At 63.2% G+C, this 16277-nt stretch carries 15 protein-coding genes; 5 read left to right on the top strand and 10 right to left on the bottom strand.

The features are described from left to right. A complete protein-coding gene (locus E2H86_RS21570) occupies window positions 1-621 on the top strand; it encodes a hypothetical protein (RefSeq protein WP_243744087.1) in 621 nt (206 codons plus the stop codon). Between the two features lie 307 nt (window positions 622-928). On the opposite strand, the gene E2H86_RS21565 is transcribed toward E2H86_RS21570, so the two are convergent. Then, on the bottom strand, window positions 929-1696 hold the full coding sequence (locus tag E2H86_RS21565) for a substrate-binding periplasmic protein (RefSeq protein ID WP_133331534.1): 768 nt from the start codon (window positions 1694-1696) through the stop codon (window positions 929-931). Between the two features lie 125 nt (window positions 1697-1821). Here E2H86_RS21565 and dnaX point away from each other — a divergent pair, with 125 nt between their 5' ends. Together dnaX and E2H86_RS21555 are read left to right on the top strand one after the other, a co-directional pair. After that, window positions 1822-3873: a DNA polymerase III subunit gamma/tau gene (gene dnaX, locus E2H86_RS21560; protein WP_133331532.1), complete on the top strand. Its 2052-nt coding sequence runs from the start codon at window positions 1822-1824 to the stop codon at window positions 3871-3873. 63 nt (window positions 3874-3936) lie between these two features. Further along, window positions 3937-4272: a YbaB/EbfC family nucleoid-associated protein gene (locus tag E2H86_RS21555; RefSeq protein ID WP_054899968.1), complete on the top strand. Its 336-nt coding sequence runs from the start codon at window positions 3937-3939 to the stop codon at window positions 4270-4272. Window positions 4273-4569: 297 nt separating this feature from the next. Here the strand turns inward: E2H86_RS21555 and proC are convergent, their stop codons facing one another. Then, window positions 4570-5364 (bottom strand): pyrroline-5-carboxylate reductase, encoded by a 795-nt coding sequence (gene proC / locus E2H86_RS21550; RefSeq protein WP_133331530.1) that lies wholly within the window; start codon window positions 5362-5364, stop codon window positions 4570-4572. 357 nt (window positions 5365-5721) lie between these two features. Here proC and E2H86_RS21545 point away from each other — a divergent pair, with 357 nt between their 5' ends. Both E2H86_RS21545 and recR read left to right on the top strand, forming a co-directional pair. Then, a complete protein-coding gene (locus E2H86_RS21545) occupies window positions 5722-7044 on the top strand; it encodes an MFS transporter (protein WP_133331528.1) in 1323 nt (440 codons plus the stop codon). 143 nt (window positions 7045-7187) lie between these two features. Further along, the gene (recR, locus tag E2H86_RS21540; protein WP_133331526.1) at window positions 7188-7790 is read left to right on the top strand and encodes a recombination mediator RecR; all 603 of its coding nucleotides are present in this window, start codon (window positions 7188-7190) and stop codon (window positions 7788-7790) included. 31 nt (window positions 7791-7821) lie between these two features. On the opposite strand, the gene E2H86_RS21535 is transcribed toward recR, so the two are convergent. The 8 genes from E2H86_RS21535 to ccoG form a co-directional block, all read right to left on the bottom strand. Further along, window positions 7822-8370, bottom strand: coding sequence for an adenine phosphoribosyltransferase (locus E2H86_RS21535; protein ID WP_133331524.1), 549 nt, complete (start codon window positions 8368-8370; stop codon window positions 7822-7824). A 55-nt stretch (window positions 8371-8425) separates the two neighbouring features. Continuing rightward, a complete protein-coding gene (fnrA, locus tag E2H86_RS21530; protein ID WP_133331522.1) occupies window positions 8426-9160 on the bottom strand; it encodes a Crp/Fnr family transcriptional regulator FnrA in 735 nt (244 codons plus the stop codon). 186 nt (window positions 9161-9346) lie between these two features. Next, on the bottom strand, window positions 9347-10729 hold the full coding sequence (hemN, locus tag E2H86_RS21525; RefSeq protein WP_133331520.1) for an oxygen-independent coproporphyrinogen III oxidase: 1383 nt from the start codon (window positions 10727-10729) through the stop codon (window positions 9347-9349). 103 nt (window positions 10730-10832) lie between these two features. Continuing rightward, window positions 10833-11516, bottom strand: coding sequence for a sulfite exporter TauE/SafE family protein (locus tag E2H86_RS21520; protein ID WP_133331518.1), 684 nt, complete (start codon window positions 11514-11516; stop codon window positions 10833-10835). Further along, complete coding sequence (gene ccoS, locus E2H86_RS21515; protein WP_133331516.1) at window positions 11509-11721, bottom strand: cbb3-type cytochrome oxidase assembly protein CcoS; 213 nt, start codon at window positions 11719-11721, stop codon at window positions 11509-11511. Before ccoS ends, E2H86_RS21520 begins: the two co-directional genes overlap by 8 nt. Continuing rightward, window positions 11703-14174 (bottom strand): heavy metal translocating P-type ATPase, encoded by a 2472-nt coding sequence (locus E2H86_RS21510; RefSeq protein WP_133331514.1) that lies wholly within the window; start codon window positions 14172-14174, stop codon window positions 11703-11705. Before E2H86_RS21510 ends, ccoS begins: the two co-directional genes overlap by 19 nt. Beyond that, the gene (locus E2H86_RS21505; RefSeq protein ID WP_133331512.1) at window positions 14174-14701 is read right to left on the bottom strand and encodes a FixH family protein; all 528 of its coding nucleotides are present in this window, start codon (window positions 14699-14701) and stop codon (window positions 14174-14176) included. The genes E2H86_RS21510 and E2H86_RS21505 overlap by 1 nt, the downstream gene beginning before the upstream one ends. 15 nt (window positions 14702-14716) lie before the next feature. Further along, window positions 14717-16132 carry a cytochrome c oxidase accessory protein CcoG gene (gene ccoG / locus E2H86_RS21500; RefSeq protein ID WP_133331510.1) on the bottom strand — a complete coding sequence of 472 codons (1416 nt, stop codon included), beginning with the start codon at window positions 16130-16132 and terminating at the stop codon, window positions 14717-14719. Between the last annotated feature and the right edge of the window lie 145 nt (window positions 16133-16277).

Here is a 16277-nt window from a genome sequence, read left to right as displayed (position 1 = left end):
ATGCTGAAGACGTTTTCCGCTCAGGTGGTGGCTATGGCCACAGTGCTGCTGTGCGGCGCCGCGCCGGTATTGGCTGGCACCCCAGGATTCAAGTCGGGCCAGTACGAGACGCTGATGCTGGCGGTCACCCCTGATCATCGGATCGAAGGCTACTACTCCGAAGAGCTGGGGCAGGGCGTTACTCGCCATTGCACTTTCTATCTGCAGGGCAAGATCGACGACACGGCCTCCACTCCGGTTACCACCTGGCTCGACGAGGCCTTTCCAGGCACCGTGGCGCCGGTTGAGAATGGCGTGACCTTGACGGTGGAAAGAGGCCGTGAGCACCCAGGCTGCCCAAGCGTGCTGATGCCGGAAATCACCACGGGCCTAGAGCTGAGCCAGACCGCCAGCAAGCCGTGGATCGGCCTGGTGACCATTGCCGCCGACAAGGCCTACCTGTTGAAAGCCGCAGGCGGCAGGACCGCGAAGCGGCCCTACATCGTCAAGGAAGATGTGGTTGGCGTACTGGCTTACAAGGAGGGTTGGGCCCGGGTCGAGTACATCAATCCGCATGGCCGATCGTTCATCGGCTGGATCCGTGACGATCAGTACATCCACCAGGCGGCGCCGGGAAACTGAGCTCCAGGCTTGGACGTCAAGAGCGATGGACCAGTGTCCAGATCAATCCCATGGTAGGAATGTCGATGGCATACGCAATGAAAACGACGCCGAGGGCGATGGCGGCCAAGGACCAGTAGACTTCGTGCTTGTTGGCATGTAGCGGCATTATCTTTCTCCCCAGAAGGAAACCCGCTTTTTCAGCGTAGCACCGCAAATGCGCGGGTTTTCCCGGCTGGAGGCGAGCGAAGGCGCCGTCTATCGCATCAGGCTACAACTAATAATCAGTTGTATTCCTTTGTCGAAACGAGGTGCCTTCCCATGCACTTCAAGGGTGTGCCAGCGACATCTTCTCCGAATATCCCGAAGCGCCATATCGCTGGACGATTCGCTCAAGTTCTCCGGATTGCTTCATCCGTACCAGCGCGCGCAACACCCCTTGGGAGGGGATCGTCGGGTCGTTGCGTACCAGGCACCCCAGCATCTGCTCATCAAGCACCGCGATGACCTGCAGGCGCTGTTCAGGCGGCCCGTGTTGGTTGAACCACTGCAAAGACAACTGATTGCTCACCGCAAGCCGGTAGCGGCCGGCCTGGAGCTTTTGCAATGCCAGCAGTTGGTTGCGGCTGTCCTCACGTTGCAGTTGCCCCTTGGCGAACAGAGGGTCGAGAGTGTCATAGACGTACCCCAGCACCGTGCCGACCGTCTGTGGCGGCAGTTGTTCGGGGCGAGTAGGGGGGATGTCGAAGGCGCGACCTACCAGCAGGTCGCGTTGATGGATCAGAGGAATGCTCCAGATAAAATGGCCAGGGCGCGCGTTGAACCACTTGGGGCTAACATAGCAGCGCACATCGATGTCGCCATCTTCCATGGCTTGTTGCAAACGCAGGCGGGCCATCAAGTGGTATTCGGGACGAGCACCGGCTTCCTGGGCCACGGCTTGCATCAGGTCGAACAGCATGCCCTCCACCGGTTGGCCGTCTTCGAAGCGGATCAGCGGCATGCTCCAGCTCTCGGCTACGGAAAAACGCAGCACGGGCTGCTCTGCCTGGGCGGGGGCAATCAACAGCAGCCATAACAGCAGCAGTTTTCGCAAGGCATGTCCTCCCTGAGCCGCGTGCGCCAGTTCATTAGCTTAGACGAGCCGCGCAGGGTGCAATTTCGGCCCCGCTCCGCTAGCATTAGCGATCTTCCGCTCGATCAGGCTACGATGGTTTTTCGATGAGTTATCAGGTTCTTGCACGTAAATGGCGCCCGCGCTCGTTCCGCGAAATGGTCGGCCAGACCCATGTGCTCAAGGCCTTGATCAATGCCTTGGACAACCAGCGGCTGCACCACGCCTATCTGTTCACCGGTACCCGGGGCGTCGGCAAGACTACCATCGCCCGCATCATTGCCAAGTGCCTGAACTGCGAAACCGGTATCACCTCCACGCCGTGCGGCACCTGTTCGGTTTGTCGCGAGATCGATGAAGGGCGCTTCGTCGACCTGATCGAGATCGACGCCGCCAGCCGCACCAAGGTCGAAGACACCCGCGAACTGCTCGACAACGTGCAGTACGCACCGAGCCGTGGCCGGTTCAAGGTCTACCTGATCGACGAAGTGCACATGCTTTCCACGCACTCGTTCAACGCCTTGCTCAAGACGCTGGAAGAGCCGCCGCCCTACGTCAAGTTCATCCTCGCCACCACCGATCCGCAGAAGCTGCCGGCCACCATCCTGTCGCGCTGCCTGCAGTTCTCGCTGAAGAACATGAGCCCGGAGCGCGTGGTCGAACACCTCAGCCACGTACTGGCGGCCGAGAACGTGCCGTTCGAGGCCGATGCGCTGTGGTTGCTCGGGCGTGCCGCCGATGGTTCGATGCGCGATGCCATGAGCCTGACCGACCAGGCCATCGCTTTCGGTGAGGGCAAGGTGCTGGCCGCCGATGTGCGCGCCATGCTCGGCAGCCTCGACCATGGTCAGGTCTACGGTGTGTTGCAGGCGTTGCTCGAAGGTGATGCGCGGGCGCTGCTGGAGGCCGTGCGCAACCTGGCCGAGCAGGGGCCGGACTGGAGCGGCGTACTCGCCGAGATGCTCAATGTGCTGCACCGCGTGGCTATCGCTCAGGCGCTGCCCGAGGCCGTGGACAACGGCCAGGGCGATCGTGAGCGCGTGCTGGCCCTGGCGGCGGCGCTGCCGGCCGAAGACGTACAGTTTTATTACCAGATGGGCCTGATCGGCCGTCGCGACCTGCCCCTGGCACCGGATCCGCGCGGTGGCTTCGAAATGGTCCTGCTGCGCATGCTGGCGTTCCGCCCTGCGGATGCCGAGAATGCGCCGACACCGGTGCTAAAGCCGGTGGGGATCAGCCAGGCCACAGCTGATCCTGCGAAACCGGTGGCAGCGATAGCGCCGGTGGCCGAGGTGCCAGCCGTTGTTGCGTCCGAGCCTGTGATTGAAAGCATTCAGGCGGTAGTGCCCGAGCCCGAGCCCGTCGCAGAATCAGAGCCGGAACCAGCGCCGGAACCAGAGCCGGCGCCCGAACCGGTGGCTGCACCGCCAGCGGTTGCGTCGGTGCAGGAGGTTGTCGATCTGCCCTGGGAAGAGCCTGCTGTGGCGCCCGTGGCAACTCGTCCGACGCCAGCGCCCGCCGAGATCCCGGCGCCTGTCGCCAGCCAGCCGGACCACGACGAGCCGCCGTTCGATCCGTCCGCCTATTCCCCGGCCGGCATGGAGCGCGATGACGAGCCGCCTATGGACGAGGATTACTACGTCGGCGAGAGCGACCCGGTCGGCTTCAGCTACCTGGACGAGTTGGCCGAGCATGTCCAGGAAGAAACGCCCGCCGCCGCGCCCGAGCCGCTGCCGGCAGCGGCCCCGGCGACCGGTCTGGCCCTGCAATGGCTGGAATTATTCCCACAGTTGCCAGTGACTGGCATGACAGGCAACATCGCGGCTAACTGTACGTTGATAGCGGCCGACGGTGACGACTGGTTGCTGCATCTGGACCCGGGCCAGGGCGCGCTGTTCAATGCTACCCAGCAGCGCCGTCTGAACGAGGCCCTCAACCAGCACCTGGGGCGCACCTTGAACCTGCGTATCGAGCTGATCCGCCCGGAGCAGGAGACACCAGCCCAGGCCGCCTCGCGCAAGCGCGCCGAACGCCAGCAGGATGCCGTGGCCTCGATCGAGCAGGATCCGTTGATCCAGCAGATGATCAAGCAGTTCGGTGCCAAGGTGCGGCAGGATACTATTGAGCCTGTAGAGGCCCTGGTCAGCCAGGGTCAGTAACGGATAACCATGTGCCCAGCCCCTTGTCGGGCTGCACCCAATGACCCAATCGAGGTATACCCCATGATGAAAGGTGGCATGGCCGGCCTGATGAAGCAGGCCCAGCAGATGCAGGAAAAAATGGCCAAGATGCAAGAAGAGCTGGCCAATGCCGAAGTGACGGGCCAGGCCGGTGGTGGCTTGGTCAGCGTGGTGATGACCGGTCGTCACGACGTCAAGCGCGTCAGCATCGATCAGAGCCTGATGTCGACCGACGAAGACGACAAGGAAGTGCTGGAAGACCTGATCGCCGCGGCTTTGAACGATGCAGTGCGCAAGGTTGAGCAAAACAGCCAGGACAAGATGGGCAGCATGACCGCCGGTATGCAATTGCCGCCAGGCTTCAAGATGCCGTTCTAAGGCGTTTTGCTTTGTGAAAGCCGCCGCTGGGGTTCAGGGGCGGCTTTTTTGATGCCTGTAGTAAGGAATTTGGCGCCTGTGAGATCGAGCGCCACCTCAACCCCCAAGACAAGCACCTAGTGGCTCGCACGCTCCAGGGCATGGTCGAATTTCCGGCAGGTTTGCTTGCCGAAAAGTGTCAACCATGTCCCCGCACACCTGTCCACCCTGTGTCCGGTCCAGACACCTAAGGAAAGTGGCGCAAAACTGCTTGCTCCCACTTAAAGCCCCTACGCTGCGCTCTCGATTTCACTAGTATCAGCTTTCGTTCGACAACTCGACCGAGCGTCGATGGGCCGCGCCAGTTGCAGCTTCAACCAAGGCGCGAAGCTGGCCCTGGGTTTCGAAGACATCGATTGCCGCTGCTGTCGTGCCGTTCGGCGAAGTGACTGCCACGCGAAGGTCGGTGAAATTGGCATGGGGTTGATGTTGCAGCGTTGCCGCGCCAAACGCGGTTTGTGCGGCCAGGCTGCGAGCCAGTTCCGGCTCGAGGCCTAGCTTGATGCCGGCCTCTGCCAATGCTTCGCTGAACAGGTGGTAGTAAGCCGGTCCACTGCCGCTGATGGCGGTAACGGCATCGAGCTGCTGCTCTTCGCTCACCCAATAGGCTGCGCCCACGGCCTCGAACAGGCGACTGATGACGGCTTGGCGTGAGGCATCGAAATGCTCGGTGGCGTACAGCCCGGTGCAGCCGGCACCGACCAGCACCGGAGTATTGGGCATGGCGCGTACCACCGGGCAACGCTGGCCAACGGCATTGCTCAGGGTGCGTTCGGTCACGCCCGCTGCGACGGAAACCACGGTAGCCTGCTGGCATTGATGATCAGTCAGTCCGGCCAGGGCTGCGGTGGCGTAGGCGGGCTTGACAGCGAGCACGATCAAGTCGAAAGCGCGGTGCTGCGGGACGTCTTCAAGACGGATGTAGCGACCTTGCTCGGCGTCTGCGGTGAGTCCTGGGTCGACGATGCTCAAATGATTGACCAATCCCGCTTGCAGCCAAGCATTACCCAGTGCGCCGCCCATCCGCCCATAACCAATAAAAAGCACGTTCATTGCTGCCTCGGTGTGTTTGTTGTTTTATCGGCGAATAGATTACGGTTTTTTTCAGACAAGGTGCAACTAGGTGCAACTTGCACTTTGTCGCGCTTGATTGTTAATCAAGAGATGCGTTGGTGACCGTGCAGTCACTGCGCACCAATTTGGTGAGTTCGGGTTTTTCTAGCTTTTTTGTGAATCAAAACAGCGCATTTTTTGGTCCATTACAAAATATTTGGAGATTAATCGTTTAATCAGGGTTGCACCTTTTTTTGCGCTTTGAATAAGATCCGCTCCGACACGGTGCAACCCGGTTGCTCTTCGCGCCAATTCACCTTGTGCTCGCCGACATAAAATCAAGAAACGGAGACTCGAATGACGCCTTCCAGCGCAACCCCCCCTGCAATCCAGGGGCGTGGCCGAGCCTTGGTCGCCAGCCTTACTGGCAGTTCGATCGAATGGTTCGACTACTTCCTCTACGGCACCGCCGCCGCCCTGGTTTTCAACAAACTGTTCTTCCCTACCTTCGATCCGGTGGTTGGCCTGTTGCTGGCTTACCTGTCGTTTTCCCTGACATTCTTTGTCCGACCCATCGGTGGCGTGCTGTTTGCCCATATCGGCGACCGTATCGGGCGCAAGAAGACCTTGGTCATCACGCTCTCGTTGATGGGCGGCGCGACCGTGCTCATCGGTTGCCTGCCCACTTATGAACATATCGGCGTCTGGGCGCCGATCCTGCTGATCAGTCTGCGGGTGATTCAAGGTCTGGGCATCGGCGGCGAATGGGGTGGCGCGCTGCTGCTGGCCTACGAATATGCGCCGGCCAAGCGCAAAGGTCTGTTCGGCAGTGTGCCGCAGGTCGGCGTGACCGTGGGCATGCTCCTGGCGACCATGGCCGTGAGCCTCATGGCCACCTTGCCGGACGACCAGTTCATGAGTTGGGGCTGGCGTGTGCCGTTCATACTCAGCGCCGCTCTGGTGTTCCTGGGCCTGTGGATCCGTCATGGTCTGGATGAAACCCCGGAGTTCAAGAAGGCCAAGGAAACTGGCAACGTGGCCAAGATGCCGCTGGTCGAGACGCTGCGCGACCACTGGCGTGAAGTACTGATCGCTGCGGGCCTGAAAGTCGTCGAAACTGCGCCGTTCTACATCTTCTCCACCTTCGTGGTCAGCTATGCGGTCAGTACCCTGGGTTACGACAAGGTCAGCACCCTCAACGCGGTCATGATCGGCGCGGCGGTCGCGTCGTTGATGATTCCCGTAATGGGTTGGTTGTCGGACAAGGTCGGGCGCAAGACCGTGTACATCGGTGGCATCCTGTCCATCGCCGCGTTCATCGTGCCTTACTTCAAGTTGCTCGATACTCACACCGCTTGGGGGCTGCAAGTAGCCACGGTGATCGCCTTCGGTGTGCTCTGGGCGCCGGTGACCGCCGTGCTGGGTACCATGAGCTCGGAAATCTTTTCGACCCGTGTGCGTTATACCGGCATCACCCTGGGCTACCAGTTGGGCGCAGCCCTGGCCGGCGGTACCGCTCCGTTGATCGCTACCTATCTGCTCAGCCGCTACGACGGCAGCTGGCAGCCGGTCGCCCTGTACCTGCTCGGCACCGTGGTGATCTCGCTGATCGCCGTGCTGTCGGTGCGTACCGGCAAAGCCGACAAACCCGATACTCGAGGCGCTGTGCGGGTCTCCTGATCCAGTAGGGTTGTCATCCCATCGACAAGCCGGCTCTTCCAATCAAGGACGGGCCGGCTTGTTGCCGTCTGGGGCTAGCGATTTGACGCACAAGGCAGTGCTGGGTATAAACCGCCTCTTATTGATATGTCAGGCCTTTCCCCATGAGCTTCAGCCCTCTGATCCGCCAACTGATCGACGCCCTACGCATTCTGCCTGGCGTGGGTCAGAAAACCGCCCAGCGCATGGCCCTGCAACTGCTCGAGCGTGACCGCAGTGGTGGCGTGCGCTTGGCCCAGGCCCTGAGCCAGGCCATGGAGGGGGTCGGGCACTGTCAGCAGTGCCGGACCTTGACCGAGCAGACGCTGTGCCCGCAATGCGCCGATCCCCGCCGGGACGACACCCAACTCTGCGTGGTAGAGGGGCCGATGGATGTCTATGCGGTGGAGCAGACCGGTTATCGCGGGCGTTACTTCGTGCTCAAGGGGCATCTGTCGCCGCTGGACGGCCTGGGCCCGGAGGCGATCGGCATTCCACAACTGATGGCGCGAATCGAGGAGCAGGGCAGTTTCACCGAGGTGATCCTGGCCACCAATCCGACGGTAGAAGGCGAGGCCACTGCGCACTACATCGCTCAGTTGCTGGCCGAGAAGGGCCTGGTGGCCTCGCGCATCGCCCATGGCGTGCCATTGGGCGGCGAACTGGAGCTGGTCGACGGCGGCACGCTGGCGCATGCCTTTGCCGGGCGCAAGCCGATCGCGTTGTGACAAAGGGCCGCAGAGCGGCCCGGAAAGCGACTCAGTATTCGCTCAGGGAAAACTCGGTCAGGCAGAAGGTCGGTACCCCGGCCGCCTGCAGGCGGCGCGAGCCTTCGAGCTCGGGGAGGTCGATGATCGCTGCCGCCTCGAACACCTGCGCTCCGGTGCGGCGCACCAGGTTGACGGCTGCCAGCAAGGTGCCGCCGGTGGCGATCAGGTCATCGAAGATCAGCACCGAATCACCTTCGCACAGGCTGTCGGCGTGCACTTCCAGGAACGCTTCGCCATATTCGGTCTGGTAGCCTTCGGAGAGTACATCGGCAGGCAGCTTGCCTTGCTTGCGGAAGAGAATGAGTGGTTTGTTCAGCTGATGGGCGATGATCGAGCCGATCAAGAAGCCCCGCGCGTCCATTGCACCGATGTGGCTGAACTCGGCTTCGACATAGAGTTCGATGAACTGATCGGCCACGTAGCGCAGCCCACGCGGCGACTGGAACAGCGGGGTGATGTCGCGGAAGATCACGCCCGGTTTGGGAAAGTCCACTACCGGGCGGATGAGGGCTTTGAGGTCGAAGGCGTCGCTGTGCATCGTTGCGGGTATCCTGGAAAAACGAATGCGCCAGTATACCCTGTTCGCAGCGGGCTCAGGACTCCATTGCGCCACCGGCCAGTGCGCACAGCTGGATCGGGTCGAGGATGTGCACTTCCTTGCCTTCGGCACTGATCAGGCCATTCTGCTGGAAGCGGGTGAACACCCGCGACACGGTTTCGACCGCCAGACCCAGGTAGTTGCCGATCTCGTTGCGCGACATGCTCAGGCGGAACTGGTTGGCCGAGTAGCCGCGGGCGCGGAAACGTGCCGAGAGGTTGACCAGGAAGGTGGCGATCCGCTCGTCTGCGGTCTTTTTCGACAGCAGCAGCATCATTTGCTGGTCGTCGCGGATCTCCCGGCTCATCACTCGCATCAGCTGGCGGCGCAGCTGGGGCAGTTGCACCGACAGTTCGTCGAGGCGCTCGAAGGGGATTTCGCAGACCGAGGTGGTTTCCTGGGCCTGGGCCGACACCGGATAGGCCTCGGTGTCCATGCCTGACAGCCCCACCAGCTCACTGGGCAGGTGGAAACCGGTAATTTGCTCCTCGCCGCTGTCACTCAGACTGAAAGTCTTGAGGGCGCCGGAACGTACGGCATAGACCGAGCCGAAATTGTCACCCTGGCGGAACAGGAACTCGCCTTTCTTCAGCGGGCGTCCGCGTTTGACGATCTCATCCAGCGCGTCCATGTCTTCCAGGTTGAGCGAGAGAGGCAGGCACAGGGGCGCCAGGCTGCAATCCTTGCAATGGGCCTGGTTGTGCGCGCGCAGTTTGACTGGCTCGGACATTTTCAATCGATCCTTGTGGGAAAACACACATTAGCCGTAAGGGTAACCCACGGCATGGGTCGGAAGCCAGCGCGCGCGATTGTGTCGCGGCCTGGCAGCGCTTCAGCGCTGGTGTCTGCGCAGCGCATTGCCTGCCCATAGTGGTCTTGGCAAGACGTATTGTCCATGTGGTTATTCGTCTCGGTCCTAGATGACTCGTGAGAAGCGCTGTCGGTTCTGTAGGGCCAAGTAGGCATCGAACAACATGCACACCGAACGAACCAGCAGTCGCCCCGCCGGCAGGATGCGGATGCCTTCGGCATCGAGATGGATCAGGCCGTCGCGTTGCATGCTTTGCAGTTGTGGCCAGAGGTCGTTGAAGTAGCCGCGAAAGTCGATGTTGAACGCCTGTTCGATGGGCTCGAAAGCCAGTTCGAAGTGACAGATCAACTGCTGGATCACCGCGCGGCGCAGGCGATCGTCGTCATTGCACAGCAGGCCGCGCTGGGTGGCCAATTGGCCGTTGGCGAGTGCCTCCTGGTAGGTGTTGAGGTCGCTGCTGTTCTGGCAATACAGATCGCCGATCTGGCTGATGGCCGAGACGCCCAGGCCGATCAGGTCGCAGTGCCCGTGGGTGGTGTAGCCTTGGAAATTGCGCTGCAGGGTGCCTTCCTCCTGGGCCACGGCCAGTTCGTCGTCGGGCAGGGCGAAGTGGTCCATGCCGATGTAGCGGTAGCCGGCCGCAGTGAGTTGTTCGATGGTGTTGCGCAGCATCTCCAGCTTGGCTGCGGGCGGTGGCAGATCGTTGCTGTCGATGCGCCGTTGCGGCATGAAACGCTCGGGCAGGTGGGCGTAGTTGAACACCGACAGGCGATCGGGTTGCAGGCGGATCACTTCGTCGACGGTGCGGGCGAAGCCTTCTACGGTCTGCTTGGGCAGGCCGTAGATCAGGTCGAGGTTGACCGAGCGGTATTGCAGGGTGCGCGCCGCTTCGATCAGGGTGCGGGTCTGTTCCAGGCTCTGCAGGCGGTTGACCGCTCGCTGCACGGTCGGGTCGAGGTCCTGTACACCCAGGCTGACGCGGTTGAAGCCGAGTTCGCGCAGCAGACCCATGGTCGGCCAGTCGGCTTCGCGTGGATCGAGTTCGATTCCATAGTCGCCGTCATCGTCCTCGCACAGGTTGAAGTGGCGGCGCAGGCAGGCCATCAGTTGGCGCAGCTCGGCGTGGCTGAGGAAGGTCGGGGTGCCGCCGCCAAAGTGCAGTTGCTCGACGCGCTGATGCGGGTCGAGGTGGCAGGCGATCATCTGGATCTCCTGCTCCAGGCGTTGCAGGTAGGGCGCGGCGCGACCGCGGTCCTTGGTGATCACCTTGTTGCAGGCGCAGTAGTAGCAGATGTTGGCGCAGAACGGCACATGCACATACAGCGACAGGGGACGCACCGCCCGGCGGCTCTCGCGCAAGGCGTGGAGCAGGTCGAACGAGCCCACCTGGCTGTGCAGTTGCACGGCGGTCGGGTAGGAGGTGTAGCGTGGGCCGGCCGAATCGTAGCGACGAATCAGGTCGGCATCCCAACGTAGGTCGTCGAGCATGGAGGCGGTCCCCGGAAAGAGATGCAATGTCCGGAGTCTAGGGCCGCCGGTAACTGGCTGTGTTGACTTGTATCAAGGGGTATCGGTGCGCCGAGCGGCCCGCTCAATGCCCCATGAGCCAGTGTTGGTGGGGGCCTGGCAGGGTCCAGAGGCCAAACAGGATCACCAGCAACCCCCCGGCTACCCGTACGCTGCGTCGGCGCAGCAGCGTATTGACGCGTTCCGCTGCCAGTCCGGTGGCCAGCAGCACCGGCCAGGTGCCCACGCCGAACGCCAGCATCAAGGCCGCGGCATGCCAGACATTGCCCTGGCTGGCGGCCCACAGCAGGGTGCTGTACACCAGTCCGCAGGGCAGCCAGCCCCACAGTGCCCCCAGCAACAGCGCGCGGGGCATGCTCGATACCGGCAGCAAGCGCGTGGCGACGGGTTGCAGGTGCCGCCACAGCCCCCGACCCAACGCTTCGATGCGGGTCAGCCCGCTCCACCAGCCGGCCAGGTACAAGCCCATGGCGATCAGCAGCAGCGCCGCCACCACCCGCAATGCCAGTGCCGCCGGGCTGCTGGCCACGGCCCAGCCGGCAACGCCCAGCAGTAGCCCTGCGCTGGCATAGCTGAGAATGCGACCGAGGTTGTACGCCAGCAGCACGCGCAAGCGGCGGCTGCGTTGCTCGGGCGCAATGGCTAGGGTTAGCGCACCCATGAGTCCACCGCACATGCCCAGGCAATGGCCGCCACCGAGCAGGCCGAGGATCAATGCCGAGCCGAGCAGAGGGAGCAGATCAGCCACGGGGCGGTGGTTCCTGGTCGTCAGCTTCGGCGGGGTCGGGCTTGACCGCCGCCTGGTGGCGCGGATCCTGGTCGTCGAACAGGATGCTGTGGGCAGGGCTGTCCAAGTCGTCGTACTGACCGCTGTCCACCGCCCAGAAGAAGATGTACACGGCCACCCCGACGAGCAGCAGGGCGGCCGGGATCATCACATAGAGCGCGGGCATGGCGTGTTCCTTCCAGGCAGCGGTGTTTCGCTCGGGCACGGCGTCGTGTCAGCGGGCAGACGGGTCAGGCGCAGGGCATTGAGCACCACGATCAGCGAACTGACCGACATGCCGATGGCCGCCCACACCGGGGTGATCCAGCCGAGCGCGGCGAACGGCAACATGAGGCCATTATACAAGGTCGCCCACAGCAGGTTCTCAAGGATGTTGCGGCGGGTGCGCCGGGCCAGGTCGAAGGCTTGTGCCAGGGCCTGCAGGCGGTTGGACAGCAGCACCGCGTCGGCGCTGGTCTTGGCCAGGTCGGTGGCGCTGCCCATGGCTACGCTGATGTCGGCAGCCGCCAGTACCGGCACGTCGTTGACCCCATCGCCCAGCATCAGCACTTTGTGGCCCGCGGCCTGCAACGCCTTGAGGCGTTCGAGCTTGTCGTCCGGGCGCAGGCCGCCGATGGCATGGTCGATGCCCAGTTGCGCGGCCACTTCGGCGACCATCGGTGAACTGTCGCCCGACAGCAGCAGCGTACGCCAGCCCCGGGCCTTGCAGGCGGCCAGCAGGACCGGCGCATCCTCACGCAGGCGGTCGTCCAGGCCGAACCAGGCCAACGGACCGCTTGCGTCACCCAGCAGCAGCCATTGGCCGCGGGGCTCGGGCAGCGGTGGGGGAGTAGCGCCACTGAGCGTACACACGAACGCAGCCTGGCCGATACGCAACTGCAGGCCGTCCACCCGTCCTTCCAGGCCCAGGCCGGGCACGTTGCGCACGGCCTCAGCCGGCAGGCTCGCCTGGCCAAAGGCGCGGGCGATAGGGTGCTCGGAGCGGTTTTCCAGGGCGGCGGCCAGGGCCAGGCAGCGTTCGGCGGAGACCGTGTTCAGTGGGCGGATGCTGCGCAGGGCCAGGCGTCCCTCGGTGAGGGTGCCGGTCTTGTCGAAGATGACCGTGTCGATCTGGTTGAGACCTTCGAGCACATGGCCACGGGTCACCAGCAGTCCCAGCTTGTGCAAGGTGCCGGTGGCGGCGGTCAAGGCCGTGGGCGTGGCCAGCGACAAGGCACAAGGGCAGGTCGCCACCAGCATCGCCAGGACGATCCAGAACGCCCTGGCCGGCTCCAGATACCACCACCCCAGGCCGATGAGCACGGCGGCGAGCAGGCTGAACAGCAGAAACCACTGCGCGGCCCGATCGGCGATCTGCGCCAGGCGTGGTTTTTCCGCCTGGGCACGTTCGAGCAGGCGCACGATGGCCGACAGCCTGGAGTCCGGGCCGAGGGCTTCGACTTCGATGTCCAGGGTGCTGTCCACGTTCAGCGTGCCACCGGTGACCCGCTCGCCGGCCTGGCGCGGCAGTGGCAGGTATTCGCCGGTCAGCAACGATTCGTCGACACTGGAGTGGCCCTCGACGATTCGGCCATCGGCCGGAATCACTGCGCCGGGCAGCACGCGTACGGTATCCCCGCGCTGCAGTTCGCGCAGCAGGATGCGCTCGGCGCTGCCGTCGCCGGCCAGGCGTAGGCACGAGGCCGGCAACAGGTTGACCAGTTGTGCGGTGGCCGCCGCGGTGCGTTCGCGGGCGCGCCGCTCCAGGTAGCGGCCGGTGAGCAGGAACAAGGCGAACATGCCCACGGTGTCGAAATACAACTCGCCAGTGCCGCTGATGGCGGTCCAGATTCCAGCGCCGAAGGCCAGGGCGATGGCCAGGGATACCGACACGTCCATGGTCAGGTGGCGCGTGCGCAGGTCGCGTGCAGCGCCCTTGAAGATCGGCGCGCAGCTGTAGAACACGATCGGAATGGTCAGAAACAGCGCCACCCAGCGCAGGATGGTATGCAGCTCGGGCGACAGGTCGATGTTGAATTCCGGCCAGGTGGCCATGGTCGCCATCATCGCCTGGAACCACAGCAATCCGGCCACGCCAAGGCGGCGCAGGGCGCTGCGGTTTTCCTCGGCCAGGCGCTCGGCAGCCTGGTCGGGCTGGTAGGGGTGGGCGGCGTACCCAATCTGGCGCAGTTCGGCCAGGAGCGTGGACAGTGGCGATTGGCGGTCGTCCCAGTTCAGCAACAGGCGGTGGTTGGACAGGTTCAGCCGGGCTTCGGCGACGCCGGGCAGGTTGCGCAGGTGCTTTTCGATCAGCCAACCGCACGCGGCACAGCTGATGCCTTCGACCAGCAAGGTGGCCTCGGCCAGGTCGCCGGTGTGGTGTACGAAGCCTTGTTGCACGTCGACGCGGTCATACAGCGCCAATTCGTCCTGCAACGGCCGGGGCAGTGCCTCGGGGTTGGCGCTGGTGTCGCTGCGGTGCTGGTAGTAGTGCTCCAGGCCGCCAGCGACGATGGCCTCGGCCACTGCCTGGCAGCCCGGGCAGCAGAATGAGCGGGGCTCGCCGAGCACCACGGCGGTGAAGTGGCTACCGGCCGGAACCGGCAGGGCGCAGTGGTAGCAGGGCGTGGGGTGGGTCATTACTGGCGCTCGGCACCTTGCAGCGCTTCATCGCCCAGCTGCAAGGTCACACCATGCTCGACCTTCTCTTCCTCGAACAGCCGCCACACATGATCGTCCTGGCTGCCCAGCAATTCGACGAAGCGCCGTCCCTCGACCTTGTCATCTAGTTGCCCGACATAACGCCCAGCCTCGACGCGGCTCAACGCTACCTTGCGGTCGCGCTCAGGTTGGGTCGGCGAGATCAGGTTCAGCTCCAGGCTCTGCGGGTCGCTGTTGCCGGTCAGGCGCAGGTCCACTTCGCCGGTCAGTTCGTCGAGGTGCACGCTGGCCTTGAGGTTGAGGGTCTGGGCCAGCAGTTCGCGGTCCAGCGAGCGATTGATGCCCTTGCCGGCCTCGTAGTAGTTGTCGTTGACCAGGTTGTCCGGATTGCGCACGGCGATGCTGACCATGGTCAGGCTCAGGCATACCGAGGTGGTCAGGATGCCAATGATGATCCAGGGCCAGAGGTGCTTGTACCAGGGGCTGGCGGCGGTGGCGGCAGGCATTGTGCGTGTTCTCTCTCAGCGGATCTGTGGGCCGATGAATCGGCTCTTGGCTTCAACCTGGCTGTCACCGTCATCGACGCTCTTGAGGATGAAGGTGATTTCATTGGTGGTCGAGGGCAGTTTCTCGGGCGCGACCGACAACTGCACGGGCAGGCTGACGATGTCGCCGGCGGCCACGCTGATCTCGCGCTGGCCCTCCAGGCGCAGGTCCGGCAGGCCGGCGGCATCGAGCACGTAGACGTGGTCGCGCTGGTCCTTGTTCATGACCTTGAGGCTGTACACGTTCTCGATCCGCCCCTGGGCGTTCTCGCGGTACAGCACCCGGTCCTTGCTGACGTCGAAGCCGACCAGCGAGCGGGTGGCGAAGGCCGTGGCCAGGGCGCCGATCATCACCAGCAGCACCACTGCGTAACCGATCAACCGTGGACGCAGCATATGGGTCTTCTGCCCGGACAGGTTGTGCTCGGTGGTGTAGCTGATCAGGCCGCGGGGATAGTTCATCTTGTCCATGATGTTGTCGCAGGCATCGATGCACGCCGCGCAGCCAATGCACTCGATCTGCAGGCCGTCGCGGATGTCGATGCCGGTCGGGCAGACCTGTACGCACATGGTGCAGTCGATGCAGTCACCCAGGCCGTTGGCCTTGTAGTCGAAGTCCTTCTTGCGCGGGCCACGGGTTTCGCCCCGGCGCGGGTCGTAGGACACGATCAGGGTGTCCTTGTCGAACATCACGCTTTGGAAGCGGGCGTACGGGCACATGTACACGCACACCTGCTCGCGCAACCAGCCGGCGTTGCCATAGGTGGCCAGGGTGAAGAAACCGACCCAGAAGTAGGCCCAGCCATCGGCCTGGCCAGTGAAGAATTCGCTGACCAGTTCGCGGATCGGCGAGAAGTAGCCGACGAAGGTCATGCCGGTGACGAAGCCGATCAGCAACCACAGGCTGTGCTTGGCCAGTTTGCGCAAGAACTTGTTGCCGCTCATGGGCGCTTTGTCGAGCTTGATGCGCTGGTTGCGGTCACCCTCGGTGACCTTTTCACACCACATGAAGATCCACGTCCACACGCTTTGCGGGCAGGTGTAGCCACACCAGACCCGCCCGGCGAACACGGTGATGAAGAACAGGCCGAAGGCGGCGACGATGAGGATGCCCGACAGCAGGATGAAGTCCTGCGGCCAGATGGTGGCGCCGAAAATGTAGAACTTGCGCTCCGGGAGATTCCACCAGACTGCCTGATGCCCGCCCCAGTTCAGCCACACGGTGCCGAAATACAGCAGGAACAGCAGTGCACCGCCAACCATGCGCAGCCTGCGGAACAGGCCGGTGAAGGCGCGGGTATAGATTTTTTCCCGAGCGGCGTAGAGGTCGACGGAATCCTTCCCTTTGCTGGCAGGCGGGGTGACATCATGTACCGGAATTTGCTTGCTCATCATCAAGTCCCACGGCAGTGGAAAAACGCCGTGGCCAGTGCTTGCCGGCCACAGTCTGGCGCATGCGGTTAGCGCTCTGCGGTCCATGATACGCCGGTGATGGCACCGCGGGGTGGAGCTGCGACCTTTAGTCGCGTTGGGTTGG

It is taken from the genome of Pseudomonas putida (assembly GCF_004357765.1).
GTDB classification, from domain to species: domain Bacteria; phylum Pseudomonadota; class Gammaproteobacteria; order Pseudomonadales; family Pseudomonadaceae; genus Aquipseudomonas; species Aquipseudomonas putida_U.
This window is presented reverse-complemented; position numbering and strand designations above follow the sequence as displayed.

Excerpts from the sequence above, each read along its gene's own strand:
- E2H86_RS21570 (WP_243744087.1), top strand. The coding sequence starts at position 1 with ATGCTGAAGACGTTTTCCGCTCAGGTGGTGGCTATGGCCACAGTGCTG.
- dnaX (WP_133331532.1), top strand. The coding sequence starts at position 1,822 with ATGAGTTATCAGGTTCTTGCACGTAAATGGCGCCCGCGCTCGTTCCGC.
- E2H86_RS21555 (WP_054899968.1), top strand. The coding sequence starts at position 3,937 with ATGATGAAAGGTGGCATGGCCGGCCTGATGAAGCAGGCCCAGCAGATG.
- proC (WP_133331530.1), bottom strand. The coding sequence starts at position 5,364 with ATGAACGTGCTTTTTATTGGTTATGGGCGGATGGGCGGCGCACTGGGT.
- E2H86_RS21545 (WP_133331528.1), top strand. The coding sequence starts at position 5,722 with ATGACGCCTTCCAGCGCAACCCCCCCTGCAATCCAGGGGCGTGGCCGA.
- recR (WP_133331526.1), top strand. The coding sequence starts at position 7,188 with ATGAGCTTCAGCCCTCTGATCCGCCAACTGATCGACGCCCTACGCATT.
- E2H86_RS21535 (WP_133331524.1), bottom strand. The coding sequence starts at position 8,370 with ATGCACAGCGACGCCTTCGACCTCAAAGCCCTCATCCGCCCGGTAGTG.
- fnrA (WP_133331522.1), bottom strand. The coding sequence starts at position 9,160 with ATGTCCGAGCCAGTCAAACTGCGCGCGCACAACCAGGCCCATTGCAAG.
- hemN (WP_133331520.1), bottom strand. The coding sequence starts at position 10,729 with ATGCTCGACGACCTACGTTGGGATGCCGACCTGATTCGTCGCTACGAT.
- ccoS (WP_133331516.1), bottom strand. The coding sequence starts at position 11,721 with ATGCCCGCGCTCTATGTGATGATCCCGGCCGCCCTGCTGCTCGTCGGG.
- E2H86_RS21510 (WP_133331514.1), bottom strand. The coding sequence starts at position 14,174 with ATGACCCACCCCACGCCCTGCTACCACTGCGCCCTGCCGGTTCCGGCC.
- E2H86_RS21505 (WP_133331512.1), bottom strand. The coding sequence starts at position 14,701 with ATGCCTGCCGCCACCGCCGCCAGCCCCTGGTACAAGCACCTCTGGCCC.
- ccoG (WP_133331510.1), bottom strand. The coding sequence starts at position 16,132 with ATGAGCAAGCAAATTCCGGTACATGATGTCACCCCGCCTGCCAGCAAA.